The 22005-nt window shown below is 47.5% G+C and carries 25 protein-coding genes; 1 reads left to right on the top strand and 24 read right to left on the bottom strand.

Annotated elements, in window-relative coordinates:
• Positions 1-15: 15 nt before the first annotated feature.
• From AC3WTF_RS02685 to AC3WTF_RS02600, 18 genes are all read right to left on the bottom strand, one after another.
• The gene (locus tag AC3WTF_RS02685; protein ID WP_015240085.1) at positions 16-507 is read right to left on the bottom strand and encodes a YpoC family protein; all 492 of its coding nucleotides are present in this window, start codon (positions 505-507) and stop codon (positions 16-18) included.
• Complete coding sequence (gene nth / locus AC3WTF_RS02680) at positions 504-1163, bottom strand: endonuclease III (protein WP_047935888.1); 660 nt, start codon at positions 1161-1163, stop codon at positions 504-506. The genes AC3WTF_RS02685 and nth overlap by 4 nt, the downstream gene beginning before the upstream one ends.
• 18 nt (positions 1164-1181) lie before the next feature.
• Positions 1182-1880, bottom strand: coding sequence for a DNA replication protein DnaD (gene dnaD, locus AC3WTF_RS02675; protein ID WP_003153516.1), 699 nt, complete (start codon positions 1878-1880; stop codon positions 1182-1184).
• A 94-nt stretch (positions 1881-1974) separates the two neighbouring features.
• Entirely contained in the window at positions 1975-3267 is a 1293-nt protein-coding gene (gene asnS / locus AC3WTF_RS02670) for an asparagine--tRNA ligase (RefSeq protein ID WP_003153515.1), read from the bottom strand.
• A 134-nt stretch (positions 3268-3401) separates the two neighbouring features.
• Positions 3402-4583: a pyridoxal phosphate-dependent aminotransferase gene (locus AC3WTF_RS02665; protein ID WP_007612190.1), complete on the bottom strand. Its 1182-nt coding sequence runs from the start codon at positions 4581-4583 to the stop codon at positions 3402-3404.
• Between the two features lie 22 nt (positions 4584-4605).
• On the bottom strand, positions 4606-5091 hold the full coding sequence (tseB, locus tag AC3WTF_RS02660) for a cell wall elongation/penicillin-binding protein regulator TseB (protein ID WP_047935890.1): 486 nt from the start codon (positions 5089-5091) through the stop codon (positions 4606-4608).
• 9 nt (positions 5092-5100) lie between these two features.
• A complete protein-coding gene (locus AC3WTF_RS02655) occupies positions 5101-5271 on the bottom strand; it encodes a YpmA family protein (protein ID WP_003153512.1) in 171 nt (56 codons plus the stop codon).
• 147 nt (positions 5272-5418) lie between these two features.
• Positions 5419-8205 carry an ATP-dependent DNA helicase DinG gene (dinG, locus tag AC3WTF_RS02650; RefSeq protein WP_492314170.1) on the bottom strand — a complete coding sequence of 929 codons (2787 nt, stop codon included), beginning with the start codon at positions 8203-8205 and terminating at the stop codon, positions 5419-5421.
• 121 nt (positions 8206-8326) lie between these two features.
• Complete coding sequence (gene panD, locus AC3WTF_RS02645) at positions 8327-8710, bottom strand: aspartate 1-decarboxylase (protein ID WP_003153510.1); 384 nt, start codon at positions 8708-8710, stop codon at positions 8327-8329.
• 1 nt (position 8711) lies between these two features.
• Positions 8712-9572, bottom strand: a complete 861-nt coding sequence (panC, locus tag AC3WTF_RS02640) for a pantoate--beta-alanine ligase (protein ID WP_007409481.1) — start codon at positions 9570-9572, stop codon at positions 8712-8714.
• A gap of 3 nt (positions 9573-9575) precedes the next feature.
• Complete coding sequence (panB, locus tag AC3WTF_RS02635; RefSeq protein WP_492314169.1) at positions 9576-10409, bottom strand: 3-methyl-2-oxobutanoate hydroxymethyltransferase; 834 nt, start codon at positions 10407-10409, stop codon at positions 9576-9578.
• A gap of 244 nt (positions 10410-10653) precedes the next feature.
• Positions 10654-11631 (bottom strand): bifunctional biotin--[acetyl-CoA-carboxylase] synthetase/biotin operon repressor, encoded by a 978-nt coding sequence (locus tag AC3WTF_RS02630; protein ID WP_012117846.1) that lies wholly within the window; start codon positions 11629-11631, stop codon positions 10654-10656.
• Positions 11616-12806, bottom strand: coding sequence for a CCA tRNA nucleotidyltransferase (locus AC3WTF_RS02625; protein WP_335390355.1), 1191 nt, complete (start codon positions 12804-12806; stop codon positions 11616-11618). The genes AC3WTF_RS02630 and AC3WTF_RS02625 overlap by 16 nt, the downstream gene beginning before the upstream one ends.
• Before the next feature lie 4 nt (positions 12807-12810).
• Positions 12811-13944, bottom strand: coding sequence for an N-acetyl-alpha-D-glucosaminyl L-malate synthase BshA (gene bshA, locus AC3WTF_RS02620; RefSeq protein WP_020955989.1), 1134 nt, complete (start codon positions 13942-13944; stop codon positions 12811-12813).
• Positions 13941-14654: a bacillithiol biosynthesis deacetylase BshB1 gene (gene bshB1 / locus AC3WTF_RS02615; RefSeq protein WP_032866298.1), complete on the bottom strand. Its 714-nt coding sequence runs from the start codon at positions 14652-14654 to the stop codon at positions 13941-13943. The genes bshA and bshB1 overlap by 4 nt, the downstream gene beginning before the upstream one ends.
• Positions 14647-15060, bottom strand: a complete 414-nt coding sequence (mgsA, locus tag AC3WTF_RS02610; protein ID WP_003153499.1) for a methylglyoxal synthase — start codon at positions 15058-15060, stop codon at positions 14647-14649. The genes bshB1 and mgsA overlap by 8 nt, the downstream gene beginning before the upstream one ends.
• Before the next feature lie 23 nt (positions 15061-15083).
• Positions 15084-15887, bottom strand: a complete 804-nt coding sequence (dapB, locus tag AC3WTF_RS02605; RefSeq protein ID WP_003153497.1) for a 4-hydroxy-tetrahydrodipicolinate reductase — start codon at positions 15885-15887, stop codon at positions 15084-15086.
• An 8-nt stretch (positions 15888-15895) separates the two neighbouring features.
• Positions 15896-16231 (bottom strand): nucleotide pyrophosphohydrolase, encoded by a 336-nt coding sequence (locus AC3WTF_RS02600; RefSeq protein ID WP_003153495.1) that lies wholly within the window; start codon positions 16229-16231, stop codon positions 15896-15898.
• A 142-nt stretch (positions 16232-16373) separates the two neighbouring features.
• Here AC3WTF_RS02600 and AC3WTF_RS02595 point away from each other — a divergent pair, with 142 nt between their 5' ends.
• Entirely contained in the window at positions 16374-17246 is an 873-nt protein-coding gene (locus tag AC3WTF_RS02595; RefSeq protein ID WP_003153493.1) for a YitT family protein, read from the top strand.
• A 23-nt stretch (positions 17247-17269) separates the two neighbouring features.
• On the opposite strand, the gene AC3WTF_RS02590 is transcribed toward AC3WTF_RS02595, so the two are convergent.
• The 6 genes from AC3WTF_RS02590 to AC3WTF_RS02565 all read right to left on the bottom strand — a co-directional run bounded on the left by AC3WTF_RS02590 (position 17270) and on the right by AC3WTF_RS02565 (position 22004).
• Positions 17270-18445, bottom strand: coding sequence for an oxalate decarboxylase family bicupin (locus AC3WTF_RS02590; protein ID WP_039063261.1), 1176 nt, complete (start codon positions 18443-18445; stop codon positions 17270-17272).
• 29 nt (positions 18446-18474) lie between these two features.
• The gene (gene ypjB, locus AC3WTF_RS02585; RefSeq protein ID WP_020955993.1) at positions 18475-19257 is read right to left on the bottom strand and encodes a sporulation protein YpjB; all 783 of its coding nucleotides are present in this window, start codon (positions 19255-19257) and stop codon (positions 18475-18477) included.
• A gap of 67 nt (positions 19258-19324) precedes the next feature.
• Positions 19325-19918 (bottom strand): lipoprotein heptaprenylglyceryl N-acetyltransferase LhaT, encoded by a 594-nt coding sequence (gene lhaT, locus AC3WTF_RS02580; protein WP_021734183.1) that lies wholly within the window; start codon positions 19916-19918, stop codon positions 19325-19327.
• A gap of 107 nt (positions 19919-20025) precedes the next feature.
• Positions 20026-20793, bottom strand: coding sequence for a menaquinol-cytochrome c reductase cytochrome b/c subunit (locus AC3WTF_RS02575; RefSeq protein WP_007409471.1), 768 nt, complete (start codon positions 20791-20793; stop codon positions 20026-20028).
• 31 nt (positions 20794-20824) lie between these two features.
• A complete protein-coding gene (qcrB, locus tag AC3WTF_RS02570) occupies positions 20825-21499 on the bottom strand; it encodes a menaquinol-cytochrome c reductase cytochrome b subunit (RefSeq protein WP_003153485.1) in 675 nt (224 codons plus the stop codon).
• 1 nt (position 21500) lies between these two features.
• Complete coding sequence (locus AC3WTF_RS02565) at positions 21501-22004, bottom strand: Rieske (2Fe-2S) protein (RefSeq protein WP_003153484.1); 504 nt, start codon at positions 22002-22004, stop codon at positions 21501-21503.
• Between the last annotated feature and the right edge of the window lies 1 nt (position 22005).

Genomic DNA, 22005 nt, shown 5'->3' with positions numbered 1-22005 from the left:
GAGAAAAGGAGGTTTTTAACCTTTGTTCATGGCTTCATATTTATGATATTGTTTCTTCATCTCCGTCATCAATTCATCAAGCTGAATAAACGAGTGATATTGAGTCGGTTTTGTTAAAATAAACGCCATTCGCTCCGCCCAATTGATCGGTTCGGCGGGAAAATGCTTTGTTTCAAGCACAGACCAATCGAGTGATGTGACCCGCTCCCCTGCCGTCCAGTGAAAAGCGGCAATCAGACAGGCAATTCCCTTCAGCATGTCATTTTGATCACATCTCGATTTTCTTGTTTGAAAAACGGGAAGCAGCGTTTCTTTCGTTTCATTCCAAACTTGAAACAGAAACGGGACATATTCGCCCCTTTCCCTCCATGGCTGCACGGTTGGCTGACCGCTGAAATCCATATACAGCGGATGGCGGCGCAGCGCCGTTTTGATCTCAAGGCTTTCCAAGTCCGTAAGGCTGCGCAGGTATGTTTCATAGCCTGCCAGAATGTCAATCGCCGTCACCGTTTCACCAGCCCTTTTTTGTCACGCTTCTGCCCTTCTCTGCATAGCGGAAGCAAAGGACATTCCGCACAGCGGGGAGATTGCGCTTTACAATGATACCTGCCGAAAAATATTAATCTGTGATGCGTAACAGACCAATCCTCTTTTGGCACTTTTTTCATTAATGTTTTCTCTACTTCCAAAACAGAGTCCTTCCATCGGCAGATACCGAGCCGTTTAGAGACCCGCTCCACATGAGTGTCTACTGCGATCGCAGGTACGCCGAAAGCAACAGACACGACCACATTTGCCGTTTTCCGTCCGACACCCGGCAGATTCACAAGCTCATCCCGGTCTTTCGGCACTTCTCCGCCGTACTCTTCGATGATCATTTTGCTCAGCTTTTGAATATTTTTGGCTTTATTACGGTACAGACCGATTGATTTAATATCCTGCTGGAGTTCTTCCAGCGATACGGAAAGATAATCTTCGGGCCGTTTATATTTTTGAAATAGCGTTTTTGTCACTCTGTTGACGAGAGCATCCGTACATTGCGCGGATAGTGCGACTGCCACAACCAGTTCGAAAGGATTTGAATGGACAAGTTCACATTCTGCGTGCGGAAACATATCGCCGATTTTTTCAAGACAATATTCAATCTGCTTTAAATTTAACACGTTTCTCCCCTTCTCATGTTATTGTTCCAGCCAATTGTAAAAAGGCACCTGCCTCGTATACTCTTTTTGCGGATCATTTTGTTTCGTTTGAACACGCCGGAATTTTTGACTGTGCGCCTTCGCCTGCTCAACCGTTTTGAAGCCGTTCTTTTTCCATTCAAATAAAATCCGGTCAATATAGCGAAAACTGAGTTTCCCCGATAAAACGGCTTCTTTTAAGGCGTGCTTAATCAGAATCGCATCATGCTGATCCTGGTCCTGCCATATGGCCAGCGTCTCGCATTCAAGCGGCGACAGCGGTCTTCCGAACTCTTCTTCAAAGATGGTATACAGGCTTTTTTGTTCTCTTTCTGACGTTCTTTCCTGCGTTTCGTTTTGTGAATGCTGCATGTAATCATACAGCTTCGCCCATAACGGCTGCAGAGAATATTTTTCAAACTTTATGCCGTTATGGTCTTCACATTCTTCAATAAACAGAAAACCTTTTTGAATAAACATTCTCAGGCAGCTTGTACATTCTTCAGCAGAGATGGACATGCCTGACTGAAGTTCAAACGGCGTCGGAAAATAAGAGCCCTTTTCCAAATGCATTTTAATCTTCAAAAGCAGGATCAATTCGGTTTCATTCAGCCCGAGCTGCCGGTAATGTGTCAGCAGCAGGTTGGGAATGCTTGAAATGCCGAGTTCCTGCATATCTATAAATTGCTGTTTTTTCATCCTTACACCTCTTACTGTAAAAGGTTATCTCCGGGAGCTTTCCCCTTTACTTAGAAAAAGTCTCCCTTGCAGGAGACTTCGTTTTTCATAACTATTACGGATACAGACGGTTCAGAAGTCTCGGGAACGGAATCGTTTCACGCACGTGAGGCGCTCCGCTGATCCAAGCCACTGTCCGCTCAAGTCCGAGGCCAAAGCCGGAGTGCGGAACAGAACCGTATTGTCTGAGTTCAGCATACCATTTGTAAGCATCTGAATCCAGACCGTGTTCTTTTAATCTTTCTTCCAATAAATCCATATCATGAACGCGTTCTGAACCGCCGATGATTTCCCCGTAGCCTTCCGGAGCGATTAAGTCGGCACATAACACGACATCGTCACGATCTTTGGCAGGCTGCATATAAAACGGTTTTAATGACGTCGGGTAATGAGTGATAAACACCGGTTTGTCATAGCTTTCTGCGATCGCTGTTTCATGCGGCGCACCGAAGTCATCTCCCCACTCAATATCGTCAAAGCCTTTTTCTTTCAGGAATTCGATCGCTTTATCGTACGTAATGCGCGGGAAAGGCGCTTTGATTTGTTCAAGCTTCGATGTGTCTCTTCCTAATGTGTTCAGCTCGATCTTACAATGTTCCAGCACACTTTGTACGATGTATGCAACATAATTCTCCTGAACTTCAAGGTTTTCTTCAAATTCAACAAATGCCATTTCAGGCTCAATCATCCAGAATTCGATGAGATGGCGTTTCGTTTTCGATTTTTCCGCTCTGAACGTCGGTCCGAAAGAGAATACTTTTCCGAGCGCCATTGCAGCTGCTTCCATATACAGCTGGCCGCTTTGAGACAGGAAGGCGTCTTCATCAAAATATTTTGTCGCGAAGAGCTCAGTCGTGCCTTCCGGAGCGCTTCCCGTCAAAATCGGCGGATCAACTTTCACGAAGCCTTCTTTATTGAAAAATTCATAAGTCGCACGGATGATTTCGTTGCGGATTTTCATAATTGCGTGCTGGCGTTTCGAACGGAGCCATAAATGTCTGTGATCCATTAAGAATTCCGTACCGTGCTCTTTAGGCGTAATCGGATAATCAGTCGCTTCGTGAATGACTTCAATGGATGTAACAGCAAGCTCATAGCCAAGCGGTGAACGCTCGTCCTCTTTCACAATTCCTTTTACATAAAGTGACGTTTCCTGCGTCACTGATTTTGCGATTTGGAAGATGTCTTCTTCTACTTCAGCTTTGACGACAACTCCCTGAATGAAGCCGGTACCGTCTCTCAGCTGTAAAAATGCGATTTTACCGCTTGAGCGTTTATTAGCGACCCAAGCTCCAATCGTTACTTCCTCGCCTGTGTGTTTATACACTTGGTTAATTGTTGTTTTCAAACTCTTTCCCTCCAGAACAAGAAAGACATTCAGGAATCTGCCTGAATCTCTTTTTTCATCACTTTATTATACCCGTTCTACTCTAACGGGGTCAATGCAAGTGAAAAGCGGCTTTAAAAGCCGCTTTTTCAGAATCAGCTGTGTTTTTCCGTGAAGCGGCGGATTCTTTCGACCGCTTCTTCTAAAAGATCAAGTGACGTTGCGTAAGATAAGCGGACGTTATCCGGTGAACCGAAACCCGAACCCGGCACGATGGCGACTTTTTCTTCTTCCAGAAGCGCCTTGACGTATTCATCGACATCTTTGAATCCGCAGTTTTCTGCGGCCGCTTTGGCGTTAGGAAACAAGTAAAACGCCCCTTCAGGCTTGACACAGGTGAATCCGGGAATTTCACTGAGCTGAGCGTAAATGGTGTTCAGTCTGTGCTCAAATGCCTGTCTCATCTCTTCCAGCGGCTCAGCCGGACCGTTATAGGCCGCAATGGCGCCGTATTGAGCGATGGACGTCGGATTTGATGTGCTGTGGCTCGCAAGGCTCGTCATCGCTTTAATAATCGTCTCCGAACCCGCCGCATAGCCGATCCTCCAGCCCGTCATGCTGTGAGATTTCGACACGCCGTTAATGATGATCGTCTGCTCTTTCAATTCATCTGAAAGCTGTGCGATTGAGACGTGTTTTTTTCCTCCGTATGTAAGCTTCTCATAAATCTCGTCAGAAACGATCAGAATGCCATGCTCCAGACACACTTTTCCGAGTTCCGCAAGCTCTTCTTTCGTATACATAACACCTGTCGGGTTGCTCGGTGAATTGATAATGAGCGCTTTTGTTTTCTCGGTGATAGCCTGCTTCAGCTGCTCCGGTGAAATTTTAAACTGATTGGATTCCAGCCCTTCTGCATAGACGGGACGCCCCCCTGCCAGTTTCACCTGCTCAGGGTAGCTGACCCAGTAAGGAGTCGGTATAATCACTTCGTCCCCTTCATCGAGAATAACCTGAAATAATGTATACAGAGCGTGTTTCGCTCCGGTGCAGACAATGATTTCTGACGGCTTATATTCAATCCCCTGGTCGTTTTTGAATTTTTTTGCGATACTGTCTTTCAGCGCCGGCAGACCGCCTGAAGGCGTATATTTCGTATGGCCTTCATTCATGGAACGCACCGCGGCATCTATAATGTGCTGAGGCGTATTAAAATCCGGTTCTCCTGCTCCGAGGCCGATGACATCATGGCCTTCTGCTTTCAGCTCTTTCGCTTTTGCAGTAATTGCAAGTGTTGCAGACGGTGTTAATGCGGATACTCTTTTTGCCAATTTCAATTTGAACTCCCCCTAATACGTCTCACGGTGTGATGTTTTTGAGAACCTTGCCGCTTGTAAAATCCACATAACTAAAGCTATACTGCCCGCTTTTGTTGATATAGGTCACTTCCCATAACGGAACATTGTTTTCTCTCGCCAGGTGAACGCCATTCAGCTTGGAAACAAGCCCTTCGTCCCGAACGATCTTGGCAGCCTTGCCGCTTGAAATGCCGTCACTGGCTTTTTTTGAGAGAATTTTTGCTTTTTTGTCGGCCGGAACCCATACATACATATCTTTTCCATGTTTATCCGTTCCGGTAACAACATAATATTTCTGTTTGCCGACAAAGGTCTCCACTTTCTCAGCATCTGTCAGATCCGTTTTTTCTTTAGCGGCTGAGGCAGCTGTTTCGTGGCCTTCTTCTTTTTGAGCCATTGCAGATTTAAAAATGCTGGCCGAAAATAAAAGCACTGCTAAAAAAATAATACCAAATACGGCTGTAAATATTAATGCTTTTTTTCTCATCTTTTTCACCTATGTGCGATAAATGGTGAAGACCGCTTCATTTTGATTTTCTTCGTCGAGCGCAAGGCCGAACATCAGATTGTCCCGTTTCAAAGTCCGGTTTAATGTATCGACGATTTTATATAAATCATCTGAATGCTCCACATTAATCGTTGACAGAATTTCAATTTTGCTTTCCATTTTTATACCCTCCATCGGTCGAACAAATTTTGTTAGTCATAACGGGATGCGCCCGCGGCATAATAAAATCACAAGGCGGCATGAACCCGCTTTTACTATAAAAACAATTCCTCATCCCACACCACGAAAGCCGCGTTTATGCGGCTTTTATTCCGTTTGGCTGACATAAGCCCCGAGTTCGGCATCCGTCAGCTCCAAAAGGGATGAAGTCGGGAGCGCTTCAAGAAACAGCCGTCCGTATCCCGCCGTCTTTACACGCTGATCTAAAAGAACGATTGTTCCCTTGTCTCCCGCCGTACGGAGCAGGCGCCCGATCCCCTGTCTGAACGTTAACACGGCCTCAGGCAGGGAAATCGTCTGAAACGGATTTTTCCCCTGCTTCTTGGCAAATTCGCATTTTGCGGCATGAAGCGGATTGTCAGGCGCCCTGAAAGGAAGTCTTGCGATCATGACGGTTGACAATTCATCCCCCGGAAAATCAACACCTTCCCAGAAATGATTCGTCCCGAGCAAAATCGCCCTGCTTGCCGTTTTAAAGGTTTTCATTAATTTACCGGGACTCCCGCCCGAAATACCTTGGGCGAGAAGCTGAATGCCTGATATCTCCATACTGAGTTTCAGTTCCTGATACACTTTTTTCAGCATATCATGAGACGTAAACAGGACAAGGATCTTCGGCTGTTTTCCCTTTGACATGATTTCTGCATACTTGGCAATATGCTCAATGACTTCCCGCTCTCCGTCATATTTAACGGATTTCATCTCTTTCGGAATGATGACGTTCATCTGATCATCGTAAGAAAAAGGAGACGGGATGCTTTTGGTGCGCGGATAAAAATCCGCAAGTCCGAGCCTTTCAATCATAAATTGAAAAGAATGCTCCACCATTAAGGTCGCTGATGTGAGCACAACGCTTTTTTTGCGGGCGAAAAACTGGTCTGCCAGCATTTCACCGGGCTCCAAAGGCTGCGCATAGATGCTGACGGCATTTTTTGCGCCCTTCGCGTCAATTTCAACCCAAACGGCTTCTTTCTCATCATTTTCAAACAGCAGCCTGCTGAACGTATCGCGATATTCTTTCAGCCCCCTGATACACTTTACATATTCGGCCGCTAAAAAAGCCGCTCCGCTTTTCATCTGATCAAGCTTTTGATGTAACAGTTTCTCCTGTACTGAAAACATGTCAAGCAGCTGATCCAGCATCGCACAAAGCCGCTCGGCTCCGTCCGTTATCATGTGAAACCCTTTATCCTGGCTTTTATGATTGAGACTATAAACGAGACGGTTCAGATCGTCTTTAGGTTTTCTTCGTTTGACAAAAGAATGCACTGAACTGAAAAATGCGTCGCTTTCCGATTGAATATGCTTCATCCACTCATCGGCGTCAAAAAAACTTTCCGCCGGCAGTTCATACGTATAAAACAGTTTTCTCATCCGCTTTAACAGTCCGTGTTCCTTTAAGGTTCCGATTCGGCTGAGCTTTGTGTGCAGTCCGATGTATGAAGCTCTCTTCCCCAGGTGCTCGCTGGCAGCGCGTTCGAAATGATGCGCTTCATCAATGATGATCGTTCCGCTTGCAGGCAGTTTTTTCGTTTCACTGCTTTGATCTGAAAACAGCAAAGCATGGTTTGTGATAATCAGATCTGCGGCCTGCGCCTTTTCTTTAGCCCGTTCATAAAACCCGGCAGCCGAGTCCTTCCCTTTTTTAAAAAAAGAATTCTCATCGTAAGCCATGCGCTCCCACAGCAATCTGCCGCCTGATGGAAGATTCAGCTCAGCGGCGTCGCCCGTTTCAGTCTCCGTCAGCCAGACGAGAAGCTGCGCTTTCGTCAAAACCGCATCATAGTTGTCATCTTCCTCATGCAGAATATGTTCAAACTTAGGCAGGCACAGATAATGTGATTTCCCTTTTAAAATAGCAGCTTTGACCGGCCAAGGAAACATACGCTCCAAAAGCGGAAGATCTTTAGACATGATCTGCTGCTGCAAAAGAGTAGAGTACGTGCTGATAATCACGGGAGTTTGCTCCGCTTTGGCAAATAAAACAGCCGGAACGAGATAACCGATCGTTTTTCCGATGCCGGGCGCCGCTTCAATCAGCGCATGCTCCCGATTGCGGAAGGCGCCAAGCACTTCATCCATCATCGAAAGCTGCCCTTTCCGCTTTTCATAGCGGGGGATGATGCCGGATAAGATCTGTTCTTTTTCTTCGTTCCACTTTTCAAGGTCAATGGCCGCATTCACCGGACGGGAAACCGGAATGTGATCGGGCTCTTTAATTGAAAAAGAGGCGTATGGAATGCAGCGCTTTTCTTCCGCCGGCCTGCTTTCATGTATAAAAGAATCCAAAAGCAGCGTCAAATCGCTGATAAAATGCTGTGAAAGCCTTCTAAGCTGCTTTAATGTCGGTAAAGGCAAATGTTTCAGTTTATGTAAAATGTCTAAAAAGACCAGTCCCGTAACCTCCGCATCGCTGTCTGCGCGGTGAGGTCGATCATGAACAATATTCAGCTCCGCGCACAACTCACCGAGCTTATATCCTTCAAACCCCGGGAAAACAATACGCGAAAGCTCAACCGTATCAAGCACTTCACAATCCGGCAGCTCATAGCCCGCTTCGCTCAGTTCATGCCGGACAAATCCGAGGTCGAAATGAATATTGTGGGCAACAAAATACGCGCCGTCAAGCAGATGAAAAATCTCCTCCGCGACTTCTTCAAACGGCAGTTCATTTTCAACCATTCCGGACGAAATTCCGGTCAGCTGTTCAATAAACGGCGGGATGGCCTGATTCGGATTGATATATTTTGAAAACCGCTCAGTTATTTGTCCATTTTCAATGACAACCGCTGCGATTTGAATGATTTTATCGCCCTTTTTCGGCGAATTTCCTGTTGTTTCGACATCTATGACAACGAACCGTTGTTTGTTCATTAAAATGGACACCTCAATTCTTGCATACGAGAAAAGTGTAACACGTTTTGTTGAGAAATGGAGCGGAAAAACAGCTTTTGCCCCTAAATCTTAAAAGAAAACCCCCATGAAGGGGGCTCTTTTACAAAATCGTGTGTGCCGGCTCCTGACCCAGCATCTGCTCGATTTTATTCTGATCATCCAGAACGGCCACCTTCGGCTGATGGCTTTTTGCTTCCTGATCAGACATCATTTGATAAGAAATAATAATGACTTTATCTCCTTCTTGGACGAGACGGGCAGCTGCTCCGTTTAAACAGATGACGCCGCTCCCCCGCTTACCGGGAATAATATACGTTTCAAGTCTCGCTCCGTTATTATTATTCACAATCTGAACTTTTTCATTAGCGAGCATTCCGACGGCATCTAAAAGATCTTCATCAATCGTAATGCTGCCGACATAGTTTAAATTGGCTTCCGTCACGGTAGCGCGGTGCAGTTTTCCGGCCATCATAGTGCGGTACATATTATGATCTCTCCCATTCATCAATATCAATAATGATATTATCAATCAGTCTGGCTTTAGAAAATTGGACGGCACAGGCCAGAATGACCTTGCCGTTTAATGTTTTAAGCGGAGTCAGCTCCGGATAAGCGTACAGTTCGGCATAATCAATGACGCCGCTTGTGTTTTCGATGATATCGGTGACGGTTTTTATAACGGTTTCCGGATTTCTTTCACCGTCTCTGATCAGTTCGGCACCTTGCTGCAATGCTCTATAGATCATCGGCGCTTCTTTGCGTTCCTGCTCAGTCAGATAGACGTTGCGAGAGCTTTTGGCAAGTCCGTCTTCTTCTCTGACCGTGTCCACTGCAACCAATTCGATATCCATAAAGAAATCCTCAATCAATCCGTCCACAACTGCTGCCTGCTGGGCATCTTTCAGGCCGAAGTAGGCGCGGGTCGGTTTAACGAGATTGAAAAACTTCGTCAGCACAGTGGCCACTCCGTCAAAATGGCCGACGCGGGAGGCGCCGCACAACACGTCAGTTCTCCTTTTCACTTGCACGGCAACATTTTGCTCGCCTTTATACATGTCACTTGGAGACGGCGTAAACAAAACATCTGCCCCCGCCTGTTCTGCAAGCCGGGCATCGCGCTTTAAATCTCGCGGATATGCTTCGTAATCCTCGCCCGGTCCGAATTGAGTCGGATTGACAAAGATGCTCATCACGACAATATCGTTTTCTTTGCTTGCTTTTTCAACCAGCGTCAGATGTCCTTCATGAAGAAAACCCATTGTCGGGACGAATCCGATCGTCCGGCCTTCTGAGCGGTATTGTGCAATCAATTCTTTCAGCTGTTGAGTTTCTGTCAGTTGTTTCATCGCTTACTTTCCTCCGTACAAGCCTTGCAGCACAGTTTGGTTTATCTGAAAGGAATGCTTTTCTTCCGGGAAAACCCGTTCTTTCACATCACGGACGTAATCGCTGAGGGCCGACTCAATCGTGCCGTCGATTTTGGCGTATTGCTTCACGAACTTCGGTGTTCTGTCCACGCCGTGGCCGACGACGTCATGATAGACAAGGACTTGGCCGTCCGCTTTTGAACCGGCTCCGATTCCGATGACGGGAATGGATACTTCTTCTTTTATTTTAACAGTCAGTTCAGCAGGCACACATTCAAGCACGAGCATCATCGCTCCCGCCTGCTCGCATTTGATGCTGTCTTCAATGAGCTTTTTCGCGCTTTGCTCATCTTTTCCCTGCACTTTATATCCGCCTAATACGCCGACAGACTGCGGTGTGAGGCCTAAATGGCTGACGACAGGAATTCCGCCGAGAGTCAGCGCGCGGATGGATTCGAAAACGCCGTCTCCGCCTTCAAGCTTTAACGCGTCCGCGCCGCTTTCCTGAATAATGGCCGCGGCGTTTTTCAATGTATCCTCTTTTGAAAGGTGGTAAGACATAAACGGCATGTCAGTTACGATAAACGTATTTTTCGCACCGCGTTTTACCGCTTTTGTATGGTGAATCATGTCACTGACCGTTACGCCGACTGTTGAATCGAGTCCGAGCACGACCATTCCGAGCGAATCCCCGACTAAAATCATGTCGACTCCCGCCTGTTCCGCAAGCTTTGCCTGCGGATAATCGTAAGCGGTCAGCATCACGATCGGCTCTCCGTTTTCCTTCATTTTCATGAAATCCAGTTTTGTTTTCATTCTGTTTCTCCTCCTCTAAACGGTGAGGAGATGAGCCGCCAATTCTTCGCAAGCAAAAAAGCCTTCTGTAAAATAAGAAGGATTCCCACTTGTTTAACGTTCGGCGAATGTCATCCCTCTGTCCCAGTCCTTTTTTGGATCAAGGCAGACTTTTCGTAATCTCTGTTCTGCTGATCAGGTGCAGTTCATTATGATACTGCCCATAGGAAGTATACCAAATTCACGAGGCTTGTACCAACTAAGATTAATTGAGCTCAATATCGGCAGAATAGATCTTCTTTATACCGTCTCTCGTTTCCAAGAGAAGAACTCCCTCATCATCAATGCCGAGCGATTTCCCGTAAAACGTCCCTTGCAGCGTTCTCGCTCTGAGCTCGTTCCCCAGTCCGACCGCATAGCTTTCCCATAGCAGCTTGATCGGTGTAAAGCCGTGGTTCAAGTAATCCTGATAGCGTTTTTCAAAAGTCAGCAGAATCTCTTGTATCAGACCCGCTCTGTCAATTTTCTCGCCGGCTTCCATGCTCAGGCTCGTCGCAATGTCCTGAAGCTCGCCGGGAAAATCGGTTTCCTGCTGGTTCACGTTGATCCCGATCCCGAGAATAACCGAACGGACACGGTCTTCTTCTGCCTGCAGCTCAGTTAAAATCCCGACGGCTTTTTTGCCGTGAATCATTAAATCATTCGGCCATTTAATGGCGGGCTGTACTCCTGTAAAGGCCTCGATGGCCTGAACGACCGCAACGGCTGATAACAGGGTGAGTTGCGGCGTTTTTTGCAAAGGAACGTCGGGTCTCAGAATGAGGCTCATCCAAATCCCGTTTCCCTCCTGTGAATGCCACACTCTGGCCATTCTTCCTCTGCCTGCCGTTTGTTTATCGGCGACTACGAGCGTTCCTTCCGGCGCGCCGTCATTGGCAAGTTCATGAGCGGTTTTTTGGGTGGACGGCAGGACGTCCCGGTAATGAAGCTGTTTGCCCAAAACCTCTGTTTTCAGCCCGAAACGGATTTCGGATTCACTGAGTTTCCCCGGTTTTTTAATGAGCCTGTACCCTTTTCGTCTGACCGCCTCAACCTCATAACCCTCTTTGCGGAGCTCCTCTATATGTTTCCAAACGGCGGTTCTCGAGCAGCCGAGCGCGTCACTTATTTTCTGCCCGGAGATAAAGCCGTCACCCGCCTCAGAAAATAAATCAATTAATCGGGTTCTTAATGTTGATCCCATGATGCGAGCCACTCCTTTATGTCATGTTTTCGGTTAGGGAGCTTCCCTGCCAATACCGCTTCTTCAATCCGGCGAAGTTCTTCGGCTACCCATTTACCCGCGCGGCGGTTTCTGAGCTCCATCAGATCAGCGCCTGAGATGTCGAGGTCTCGAAGGCTTTTGATCGGCAGCTGCTCATACAGGCTCTGAACCTCTTTCAGCTTTTGTTCATCAATCGTCTTATGCTTTTTCAGCATCCCGATTTTAACGGCTGAAAACAGCGCCTCTCCCGCCCGGTACATCGCTTCTGCTTTCAGCTGCGCCGGATAAACGCTTATGATCTGCACCGCTTTTTTTATGACTTTTCCCGGCAGTTTCCATTGTTTTAAAAACGCCTCGGCGCTTTTCGGACAAAGACCGAGAAACAATAACAGCGCTGCCCAGCGTTCTTCGCGTGCATCTAAAGAAGAAAAAGGAAAGCCGCTTGCTTCAAGCATTTGCTGCTCATAACCGGAAAGGCCTGGCAGCTCTTGTATCAAACCTATCTGCACCATCGTTTGAATCGCTTCTTGTGAGGAAGCGCCCTGCAGCAGCTTTTCAAACTCGACGGTCTTTCGTTCTACTGATACATGTGCCAAAAGCTCCCTGTCTTTTATGACGGCCTCTCTTGTTTCTTTTTCTAACAGAAAGCCGAGCTGACTCATAAAGCGGACGGCTCTCATCATCCGCAGAGCGTCTTCCCGAAAACGGTCTTCAGGGTTACCCACCGTTCGGATCAGCTTTTGTCCAATATCATGTGCGCCTCCGAAATAATCAAGCAGCTCTCCTTCGGCAGACATCGCCATCGCATTAATCGTTAAGTCTCTCCGCTTTAAGTCTTCTGATAAAGAAGTAATGAACCGCACAGCTTCAGGGCGCCGGTAATCCTTATATTCTGATTCGGCACGAAAAGTGGTGACTTCATAGGTTTCATCTTCCCACAGGACGATGACGGTGCCGTGCTCTTTTCCTACATCGACAGTCCGCTTAAAGAGACGCTCAACCTCATTCGGCGAAGCGCTGGTTGCGATGTCCACATCACCTATTTTTCGTTTCATATAGCTGTCTCTGACGGCTCCCCCGACAAAGTACGCCTGATGGCCCGCCTTCATCAGATGATGAAGGATGGGGAGGGCTTTGACAAATTCCTGTTCCATAAGATCACTCCGGTCCTGCCAATTCGTCATAAATCCGTTCATACTGACTGACGATTCTTTGCGAAGAAAAGGCGGTCTCCACCATTTTCAGCGCATGATCAGTCAATCGTTTGCTGAGCTGTTTATCTTCTAAAACGGCAAGCGCTTTTTCAGATGCCGCCTGAATATCGCCGACTTCCACCAGAAAACCGCTTACTTGATCTTTAATCACTTCCGGGATTCCGCCGATATTTGTTCCGATGCACGGCACGCCGCAGGCCATCGCTTCAAGGAGGACGAGTCCGAAACTTTCTTTTTCAGACAGAAGAAGTTTAAGGTCACTGATGGAATACAGCTCTTCCACCCTGTCCTGATTTCCGAGGAGCAGCACTTGATCCTGCAGTCCGTATTTTTCGACAAGCTGCCAAGCGACGCACTTTTCCGGCCCGTCGCCGACAAGCAGGAGCTTCGCCTTTGTGTTGGCTGCGATATTACGGAAAACGCGGATGACATCTTTAACACGTTTTACTTTTCTGAAGTTCGAAACATGGATGACGACCTTTTCATCCGGCAAAATGCCATGTTTCTCTTTTATACTCTCTGTATTTTTCTTAAGATAAACACGTTCATCAATAAAGTTGTAGATGGTTTCAATTTTTTTATCCGGCTTGATTAAGTCATATGTTTCTCCGGCAAGCGCGGTTGATACCGCCGTCACTCTGTCGGACGCTTCGATGGCAAAACGGATTAAATCTTTTAATGACGGATCATATCCTAAAACGGTGATGTCCGTACCGTGAAGCGTCGTCACGATGCCGATGTCGCGCTTGAGCATCTGTTTGGCGAGATAAGCGCATACCGCATGCGGCAGCGCATAATGCGCGTGAATGATGTCAAGATTTTCCCTCGCAGCAACCTCGGCGATTTTGCTCGCCAGCGTAAGGTCATAAGGCGGATATTTAAATACCGCGTATTGGTTGACTTCCACCTCATGAAAATGAATATTCGGATGATATGTATTTAATCTGAACGGGATGCTTGATGTGATGAAATGAACCTGGTGCCCTTTTTCCGCAAGCAGCTTGCCGAGTTCCGTCGCAATAATACCCGAGCCTCCGACACTCGGGTAGCATGTAATCCCTATTTTTAATGGTCTCATTGTCCGCCCCCAAAAACATCATCATTCAAAACGGGAAGCTGTTTTGAAAAGAAGCCTTCGGCATACCCCGTCCCGGCTTCTTTGCCATACAGTCTTTCCCGCGCTTCCACCATTTCAATATAACCGTTGGTCAGCGGTGTGTTCACTGACTGCGCCGTAGGAATAAACTGGCTTTGATAGGCGTGCAGGCTTTCTTTTTTCAGATCGATGGTTTCCGTTATGTCGATTACAAAGTCCGGACGGTGAAACCCGTTGATCATATAATAGTATACGCGCTGAGCCTTATGAGCCGGCAGTTCCTGGTGATCTCTGTATTTATGAATTCCCGCCGAGAACACCGCTTCTTCGACCAAAGCCGCCGCATTGCCGTGGTCAGGATGGCGGTCTTTCGGATAAGGCATGAAAACGGTTTTCGGCCGGCAGGCTCTGATGACACTGACAATCCGGCGGATGCCGTCCTCACTTTTCAAAAGCCCGCGGTCGGGAAACGTAAGCTGGATTCTCTCTTTTACGCCGAGAATTCGTGCCGCCTCTGCCGCTTCTTCTTTTCTTATCCCTACCGTTCCGTTGGATGATAGTTCGGCCTCGGTCAAATCGCATATCACCGCGGTTTTTCCTTGAGCCGTAAATTTTGCGATCGTGCCGCCCATACCGATCTCGACATCATCACTATGGGCGCCGAACGCCAGAATATCAACGTGTTCAGACATTCGGCTCTCCTCCGCGCACAAGATTGCGGAAATCAAATGCCCCGCCGTCCAGCGTCCGGACGAGGATTTCCGCTGTCCCCATATTTGTGGCGAGCGGGATCGCGTATACGTCACACAGCCGGATCAGCGCCGAGACATCCGGTTCATGAGGCTGCGCAGTTAACGGATCGCGCAGAAAAATGACGAGATCCAGGGCATTTGCCGCAATCAATGCGCCGATTTGCTGATCTCCGCCGAGCGGGCCGGATTGAAAACGTTCAACGGACAATCCGGTCGCTTCCTGGATTTTCAGGCCTGTCGTACCTGTCGCGTATAACTCATGATGGCTCAGTATATCTTTATATGCGGTCGTAAACTGAACCATATCCTGCTTTTTCTTATCGTGAGCAATCAAAGCGATTTTCATTTGATGTTCTCCCCCTTGCCGATTCAGTCGATAATATTTTCGAGTCCGTATACAAGCTGGTCGATTTTCATCACTTGCTCCACTGACAGCTTCACTCCTGACATAAAGGAAGCCCGGTTATAGGAGTCATGGCGCAGTTTCAGCGTCTGGCCGTCCATGCCGAACATGACTTCCTGGTGGGCGATAAGGCCCGGCAGACGCACGCTGTGAAGGCGGATGCCGTTTAATTCAGCACCGCGGGCGCCCGGCAGAATTTCTTTTTCATCAGGATGGCCCTGCTGCTTTTCTGTACGGACGCTTGAGATCATTTCCGCTGTTTTCAGCGCCGTTCCGCTCGGGGCATCCAGCTTTTGATCATGATGAAGCTCAATGATTTCTACATCTTCAAAATAGTTGGCGGCCATTTGTGAGAACTTCATCATCAGTACCGCGCCCAATGCAAAGTTCGGAGCGATGATGGCGCCGATTCCTTTTTCTTCAGTCAAGGCTTGAAGCTCCTCTAAATCCGCTTCAGAAAATCCGGTCGTTCCCACAACGGGGCGGACGCCGTGTTCAAGAGCGGCTTTCGTATGTTTTTTGCCGATTTCAGGCGTTGTCAAATCGATCAGCACATCCGGTTTTGTTTCTTGGAAACATGCGCGGATATCCGTATAAATAAGAGCGTCTGAATCAGCTGACATCACTTCCCGCAATGTTTGCTGATCGTATGTATGGTCAATGGCGCCGACAAGCTCAAAATGAGGCGTGCGGACGGCAAGTTTTACGGCCTCCTGACCCATTCTGCCTCTTGGTCCGGCAATGACGACTTTAATGGTTTCATTTGACATGGTTTCTCCTACTTTCCTTCTTCTTTTCTAGTCCAGCGGTCTTTATCACGTGTATTAAATTTATGCATGACGCGGTTATGAGCTTCCTCCAATGAAATATCAAGGGAGTTGGCGAGGCAGATCAGGACGAACAGCACATCGCCCATTTCCTCTTCCATGCTTTTCTCATTTTCCGTCGTTTTCTTCGGCTTTTCCCCATAATAATGGTTGACTTCTCTTGCAAGTTCGCCCAGTTCTTCCGTGAGACGGGCCATCATGGCAAGCGGGCTGAAATAGCCTTCTTTGAATTGGCCGATATATTCATCGACCTCAGCTTGTAAGTCTTTCATCGTTTTGTCACTCACTGTGCGAATACCTCCTGTCATCTCTTCCATGTTAGCTAATTCAAGTACATTTGACAAATGTTAAAAACGGCAGTTTGCTGTTTTCTTTTGTATCCACTATAATATTTACGCAATCTTATGGAAGGAAAAGGGGTTTGATGCAATGCTTGGAGAAATCAGAATCAAAAACATTTGCTTTATTTTAATCGGCGCCGCTGTTTTTTCATTCGGACTGGTTCACTTTAATATGCAGAACAATTTGGCGGAAGGCGGATTTACCGGCATTACGCTGCTTTTATATGCGTTATTCCACATCAGCCCTTCTATTTCCAACCTGGTATTGAACATTCCTATCTTTTTCATCGGCTGGCGTATGCTCGGCCGGACGATGTTTGTCTATACCCTGATCGGCACCGTCTCTCTTTCTGTTTTTCTGAGTGTTTTTCAGCGTTACGAAATTCATATGCCGCTGTCGCATGATTTAGCGCTGGCCGCCTTGTTCGCCGGTGTATTTATCGGCGCGGGTCTCGGCATTATTTTTAAATACGGCGGCACGACGGGCGGGGTCGATATCATCGCCAGGCTGATCAACAAGTTTTTCGGAATCCCGATGGGCCGGACGATGTTTGCCTTTGACGCCTGTGTCATTCTGCTTTCTTTGTTTACGTATCTTTCTTACAAGGAAGCGATGTACACGCTTGTAGCCGTTTTTGTCGCTGCGAGATTGATTGATTTTATCCAGGAAGGCGGCTATGCCGCAAAAGGGGCAACGATTATTTCTTCGAAAAACGATTTGATCCAGCAAAAAATCATTGAAGAGATGGAGCGCGGCGTCACCGTTTTAAAAGGACAGGGATCCTATACAAAAGAAGACAGGGACGTTCTTTACTGCGTCGTTCCGAAAAACGAAATTGTGCTTTTGAAAAGCGTCATCACTTCCGTTGACCCGCACGCCTTTGTTGCAGTAAGCGACGTTCATGATGTGCTCGGCGAAGGATTTACGCTTGATGAAAATAAAAATCCGATCAGACGATAATAAAAAGGCGGCTTTTGCCGCCTTTACTGTTTGTGTTTCCATTTGACAACCGGTGATTTTTTCTTTTTCAATCGGCGGGCGAATGCCGGACTGACATTGAGCGTCTGTTCGACGAAGCGCTGCGGCGTCAGTGCCAGCCATTGGTTTAAGGAGACGTCTTCGAAACGGTTGCTTTTGAAAATTTCCAGAAAGCGAAGCACGGTGTCACCGGTATTCTGAACATAATGTCCCATTGCAAAAGGAACATATCCTACGTCACCTGCTTGATAGTTAAATGTCCGCGCTCTTCCCTCCGCCGCAAACACCGTCATTTTCGCTTCTCCTGAAAGATAGTACTGCCACTCGTCCGTATTCGGATGCCAATGCAATTCTCTCATGCCTCCGGGTTCGACTTCCACGAGAGCTGCGGCAATCGTTTTTGACACCTTAAACGTTTTTGAATCGACAATCTTTACTCTTCCCCCGCTGGTAACAAGAGGCTCCTGCCGGGAAAGCTTGTAGCTGAACGGCTCCAAAACGGTGCCTTCCGGGGAAGAAACTGCTGCCTTTTCAATAGGGGGAGGCGGTTCCAGCTGGAACATGTAACGCTCTTTTTTATGGATGTAAGCCAAATCATATCCGGGAACACCGAAGTTCGCCTCCAGCACGCTGCGCGGGGTATGGGCAAACCAGTCCGTTACTGAAAAGGTGCTGTTTTCTGAAAAAGAGCCGTCATCAAAGACGAGCAAAAACTCACTGCCCTGCTCTAATCCTTGAATGGAATGAGGAATGCCGGAAGGAAAATACCACAGATCCCCTTCACTTACGTTGTCAATAAAATTCCTCCCATTTTGATCGACCGCAGTTAAACGGACTCCTCCGTTAATCACATATCCCCATTCGGCTTCTTTATGCCAATGAAGCTCCCGCACAGCTCCCGGCTTCAGTCTCATGTTCACCGCCGCGATGTTTTTGGATACCGGCAGTTCCCTGACCGTCACCTCTCTGGACCATCCGCCGTCTTCAAGCCTCATATGCGTATCAGAAAATGAGAATTTCAAGTTTTGAACCGTTCCTGCATCCGTTGAAGGCGGAACGAGCATGTCAGGATTCTGGAAGTCACGCGCGAGGTTTCGCGGTCCTTCGTCAGTCGCCCCTTTTCTGCCTCTGATCGGCTGCGGGAGGTGTTTTGAAGCCAATTGCTGGATGAGTTTTTTCACTGGCTTAGCTCCTTTACAGCAATTTGTGTTTATTTAGACTTAGGATACTCACGCTTTTTCTCTTTCTTTTTTTCCGCTCTGTATTTTCGGTAGCCGACATATGTCAGCGCAGTAATAATGATACCGCCTGTTGTCAGAATGACCCAGAGCAGCGAAGGGTCAGCGTCATCCCGCTCCACCTTGTCAAAAACCCGCTTTAAATCCTGTTGCAGGAGCGTCAGACGCTCAAGCTTTGTTCCTTTTGTCATCTGCTGAAACCCGTCCTGCTCAATCACCTCGATATGTTTCGCCACCGTATCAAGCTGGCCGGCCGACACATCCATTGTCAGGCTGGGATAAATTAAATCATATAATGATATAAATTCATTCCACTTTTCATTGAAATTTTCACTTCCGTTTCCGCTGACATCTTCTTTTAAGGCGCTGAATGTCGCCATAATCGGTCTTTCAAGCGAACCCCACAGCGGATCGGAGTGGTCTTCCATCGCATCCATTACCAACCTGAACTGGGCGGCTGCCCGGATTTTTTCGGTATCTGAGGCGTCTGCCTGTTTCAGAACGCGCACTAAATCATTGAAACCCAGAGTCACCTGCCTGACTTCGGCGCCGCTCAGTGAGTTTACGTGTGTCATTTTTTTCTTAAAGTAGCCAAGCACTTGCAGAGCCTCATCATACTGCGAACGCCGCGTCATTTGGAAAACGGTATCCGAAAGGTCGTTCAGTTCCTTGAGACCGCCCTCATCTTCAGCTTTGGCAGTTGTGATGAAACACATAAGAGCAAGTAAAAGACAGATCGTCAGCTTTCGTTTCATAGAGGTCCCTCCCACTCCTTCTCTTTACAGAATATGAGGAGCGGGACAAGGTTAGACCAAGATTCTATCAGTGTAAGTCAAGCTTTATCCGTCTTTTAGAAATCACCAAATAGTATGCAAGGCCGAGTGAAAATATGCTCAGCCAGAATGTAGCATAGCCGATCTCTTGCATATAGTCATTGAGCATTGAGTAGCGGGGCATCATGCCGAAAAGATAATCAATGACATCATTATGAAGCGTCCAAACAGCGGCAACGGCAAGATGCCATAACCGGAACCGAAAATACGGGCTGTATAAAACGCCTTGAACGGCCATGGCAAAATGTGAAGCAATCAGCATGTACCCTTCCCAAGGCATCTGCCCCATTTTGACCAGCACAAAGACATTCATTCCGACCGCCCACAGCCCGTATTTTACAAGGGTTACAAGAGCCAGCGCTTCAAACAGCGGCGCGTTTCTTCCCATGAGAAATGCCAGAAGCACGAACAGGAAGAAAAACGTCGCCGTCGGGCTGTCAGGCACAAATATCAGAAATCGGAACGGCGTGTCCGCAAGCTGAGGCACATACCAATAATAGCCGTACACCGTACCGATAAAATTAACGGCAAGAACAAGCAGAAGCATGCCGCGCAACCCTAAAAGATAAGAAATCCACCTCATACCATCAACTCTCAGTCCGTAAAAAGTATGTATCATGCAAAAAAAGCTGACATCCGGTCAGCTCTTTTCATAAAAGTATATCCTGCTATTGTCTACTTCACAATACGTTATTTCGCTGTCGTTTCAGAAATGAACTTCGCCAGCTGATCAAGCTGTTTGTCATTCCCTTTAAAAATACCGGCTGGCATCTGCCCTTTCCCTTTAACGGCGATTTTTTTAATTTCTTCCGGGCTCAGCCCGTTATCGACCAGGGACGGACCGGCGCTTCCGCCTTGAAGATTATCCCCGTGACAGGAAATACAGCCTTGTTCTTTAAATACCTTATAACCGTCTGATTCAGTATCAATGGCGGCTTCTTTTTTGATTTTCCCTTGCTCCTCCGCCTTCGCCCAGTCATGCGTCGCGACTGACTGCCACGTTAAAAAGACCGTAGCGCAAAGCGCCAAAAGCATCATGCCGACCGCAACCGGACGCTTCCACGGCCTTCTTTCAGACCCCCTGTCGAGAAACGGAGCCAAAAGCAGCGACCCGAAGGCAAGACCCGGTATAATCATCGCGCCGATAACGGTGTAGCTCCCTGCGGCATATTCATATTTTAATAGCTGGTATAAAAATAGAAAATACCAATCCGGCAGCGGAATATACCCTGTATCCGTCGGGTCCGCCACCCGTTCCAAAGGCGGCTCGTGCACAATCGTTAAAACGAGAAATCCGACGAGGAAAACGGCCCCGACCATCCATTCTTTCAGCAGGAAGTTCGGCCAAAACGCCTCTGTCTTTCCAGGATACTCTGAATAGTCTTTCGGTATATTCGGTTTTTTTTCAGCCGGTATCCTTGAATCTCCTACAAACTTCATTCCTTTCCCCCGGTGCATGTCATCCCCTCCCTTTTATATCAGATTTGTATTAAAGCGGTCCTGAAATTCCCTGCTTGCGGATCATGACAAAGTGGGCGCCCATGAGCGCAAACAAAGCGGCAGGGAGAAAAAATACGTGAATCGCAAAAAATCTCGTCAGCGTTTGGGCGCCGACAATATCGTGGTGGCCGGCAAGAAGAGTTTTCACCTGCGCTCCGATCAATGGCGTCGCCTCCGCAATCTGAAGACCTACCTTTGTCGCAAACAGCGCCTTCATATCCCATGGGAGCAGATACCCTGTAAAACCGAGACCGAGCATCACAAAAAAGATCAGAACACCGACGATCCAGTTCAATTCCCGAGGCTTTTTATAAGCTCCCTGAAAGAAAACCCGCAGCGTATGTAAAAACATCATCACAATGACTAAACTTGCACCCCAATGGTGCATACCCCTTACAATCTGCCCGAAAGCGACTTCATTCTGCAAATAATACACAGATTCCCACGCGTTTTTTATATCCGGCACATAATACATCGTTAAAAACATCCCGGACAACACTTGGATAACGGTTACAAAAAACGTCAAACCGCCGAAACAATAGACAAAAGCCGAGAAATGGTGAGCGGGATTTACATGTTCCGGCACTTCATGGTCGGCGATATCCCGCCACATCGGCGTAATATCGAGACGTTCATCCACCCAGTCATAAATTTTGTTCAGCATGTCACCCTTCCCCCCTAGGCTTTGCTTTTCCAAGATACAAAAAGCCATCCTTTACTTTTTGCTCATAACGGTCAAGAGGCGCGAGCGGCGGCGTGCCCGGAACGTTCGTGCCGTCTTTTTCATACAGCCCGTAATGGCAGGGACAAAAGAACTTGTTCGGATTTTTAGGATCATTGTTCCAGTTTACGGTGCAGCCCAAATGCTTACAGATCGGAGAAAGCGCTATAATTTCATCCCCATGCTTGTAAACCCAGGCTGACCTGGATTCTTCCGATTCGTACCAGGCGTCGACTTGATGAATTTTAAAGTCAAACCGCTTCGGCTCCTTCGTCAGCTCATCCACACTGACAACCTGCACCATTTTTTGATCTCCCGTCGGTTTTAATACCGGGTCCAGCGCAAAACGGACCATGGGCATAAGCGCACTGGCGGCCATAAATCCCCCCACGCCGGTGAGCGCATAGTTTAAAAATTGTCTTCTTGATATATCTTGTTTTCCGCCCATC

It is taken from the genome of Bacillus sp. EB106-06-01-XG163 (assembly GCF_058791615.1).
Note: the sequence above shows the minus strand (reverse complement) of the source record. Positions and strands in the feature narration are given on the sequence as shown.

Excerpts from the sequence above, each read along its gene's own strand:
- panB (WP_492314169.1), bottom strand. The coding sequence starts at position 10,409 with ATGAAAACAAAACTGGATTTCATGAAAATGAAGGAAAACGGAGAGCCG.
- ypjB (WP_020955993.1), bottom strand. The coding sequence starts at position 19,257 with ATGAAACGAAAGCTGACGATCTGTCTTTTACTTGCTCTTATGTGTTTC.
- panC (WP_007409481.1), bottom strand. The coding sequence starts at position 9,572 with ATGAAACAACTGACAGAAACTCAACAGCTGAAAGAATTGATTGCACAA.
- bshA (WP_020955989.1), bottom strand. The coding sequence starts at position 13,944 with ATGAGACCATTAAAAATAGGGATTACATGCTACCCGAGTGTCGGAGGC.
- mgsA (WP_003153499.1), bottom strand. The coding sequence starts at position 15,060 with ATGAAAATCGCTTTGATTGCTCACGATAAGAAAAAGCAGGATATGGTT.
- qcrB (WP_003153485.1), bottom strand. The coding sequence starts at position 21,499 with ATGCTGAACAAAATTTATGACTGGGTGGATGAACGTCTCGATATTACG.
- bshB1 (WP_032866298.1), bottom strand. The coding sequence starts at position 14,654 with ATGTCTGAACACGTTGATATTCTGGCGTTCGGCGCCCATAGTGATGAT.
- dnaD (WP_003153516.1), bottom strand. The coding sequence starts at position 1,880 with ATGAAAAAACAGCAATTTATAGATATGCAGGAACTCGGCATTTCAAGC.
- AC3WTF_RS02565 (WP_003153484.1), bottom strand. The coding sequence starts at position 22,004 with ATGGGCGGAAAACAAGATATATCAAGAAGACAATTTTTAAACTATGCG.
- AC3WTF_RS02595 (WP_003153493.1), top strand. The coding sequence starts at position 16,374 with ATGCTTGGAGAAATCAGAATCAAAAACATTTGCTTTATTTTAATCGGC.
- lhaT (WP_021734183.1), bottom strand. The coding sequence starts at position 19,918 with ATGAGGTGGATTTCTTATCTTTTAGGGTTGCGCGGCATGCTTCTGCTT.
- AC3WTF_RS02630 (WP_012117846.1), bottom strand. The coding sequence starts at position 11,631 with ATGGGATCAACATTAAGAACCCGATTAATTGATTTATTTTCTGAGGCG.
- AC3WTF_RS02575 (WP_007409471.1), bottom strand. The coding sequence starts at position 20,793 with ATGCACCGGGGGAAAGGAATGAAGTTTGTAGGAGATTCAAGGATACCG.
- AC3WTF_RS02655 (WP_003153512.1), bottom strand. The coding sequence starts at position 5,271 with ATGGAAAGCAAAATTGAAATTCTGTCAACGATTAATGTGGAGCATTCA.
- tseB (WP_047935890.1), bottom strand. The coding sequence starts at position 5,091 with ATGAGAAAAAAAGCATTAATATTTACAGCCGTATTTGGTATTATTTTT.
- panD (WP_003153510.1), bottom strand. The coding sequence starts at position 8,710 with ATGTACCGCACTATGATGGCCGGAAAACTGCACCGCGCTACCGTGACG.
- dapB (WP_003153497.1), bottom strand. The coding sequence starts at position 15,887 with ATGTCAAATGAAACCATTAAAGTCGTCATTGCCGGACCAAGAGGCAGA.
- dinG (WP_492314170.1), bottom strand. The coding sequence starts at position 8,205 with ATGAACAAACAACGGTTCGTTGTCATAGATGTCGAAACAACAGGAAAT.
- AC3WTF_RS02625 (WP_335390355.1), bottom strand. The coding sequence starts at position 12,806 with ATGGAACAGGAATTTGTCAAAGCCCTCCCCATCCTTCATCATCTGATG.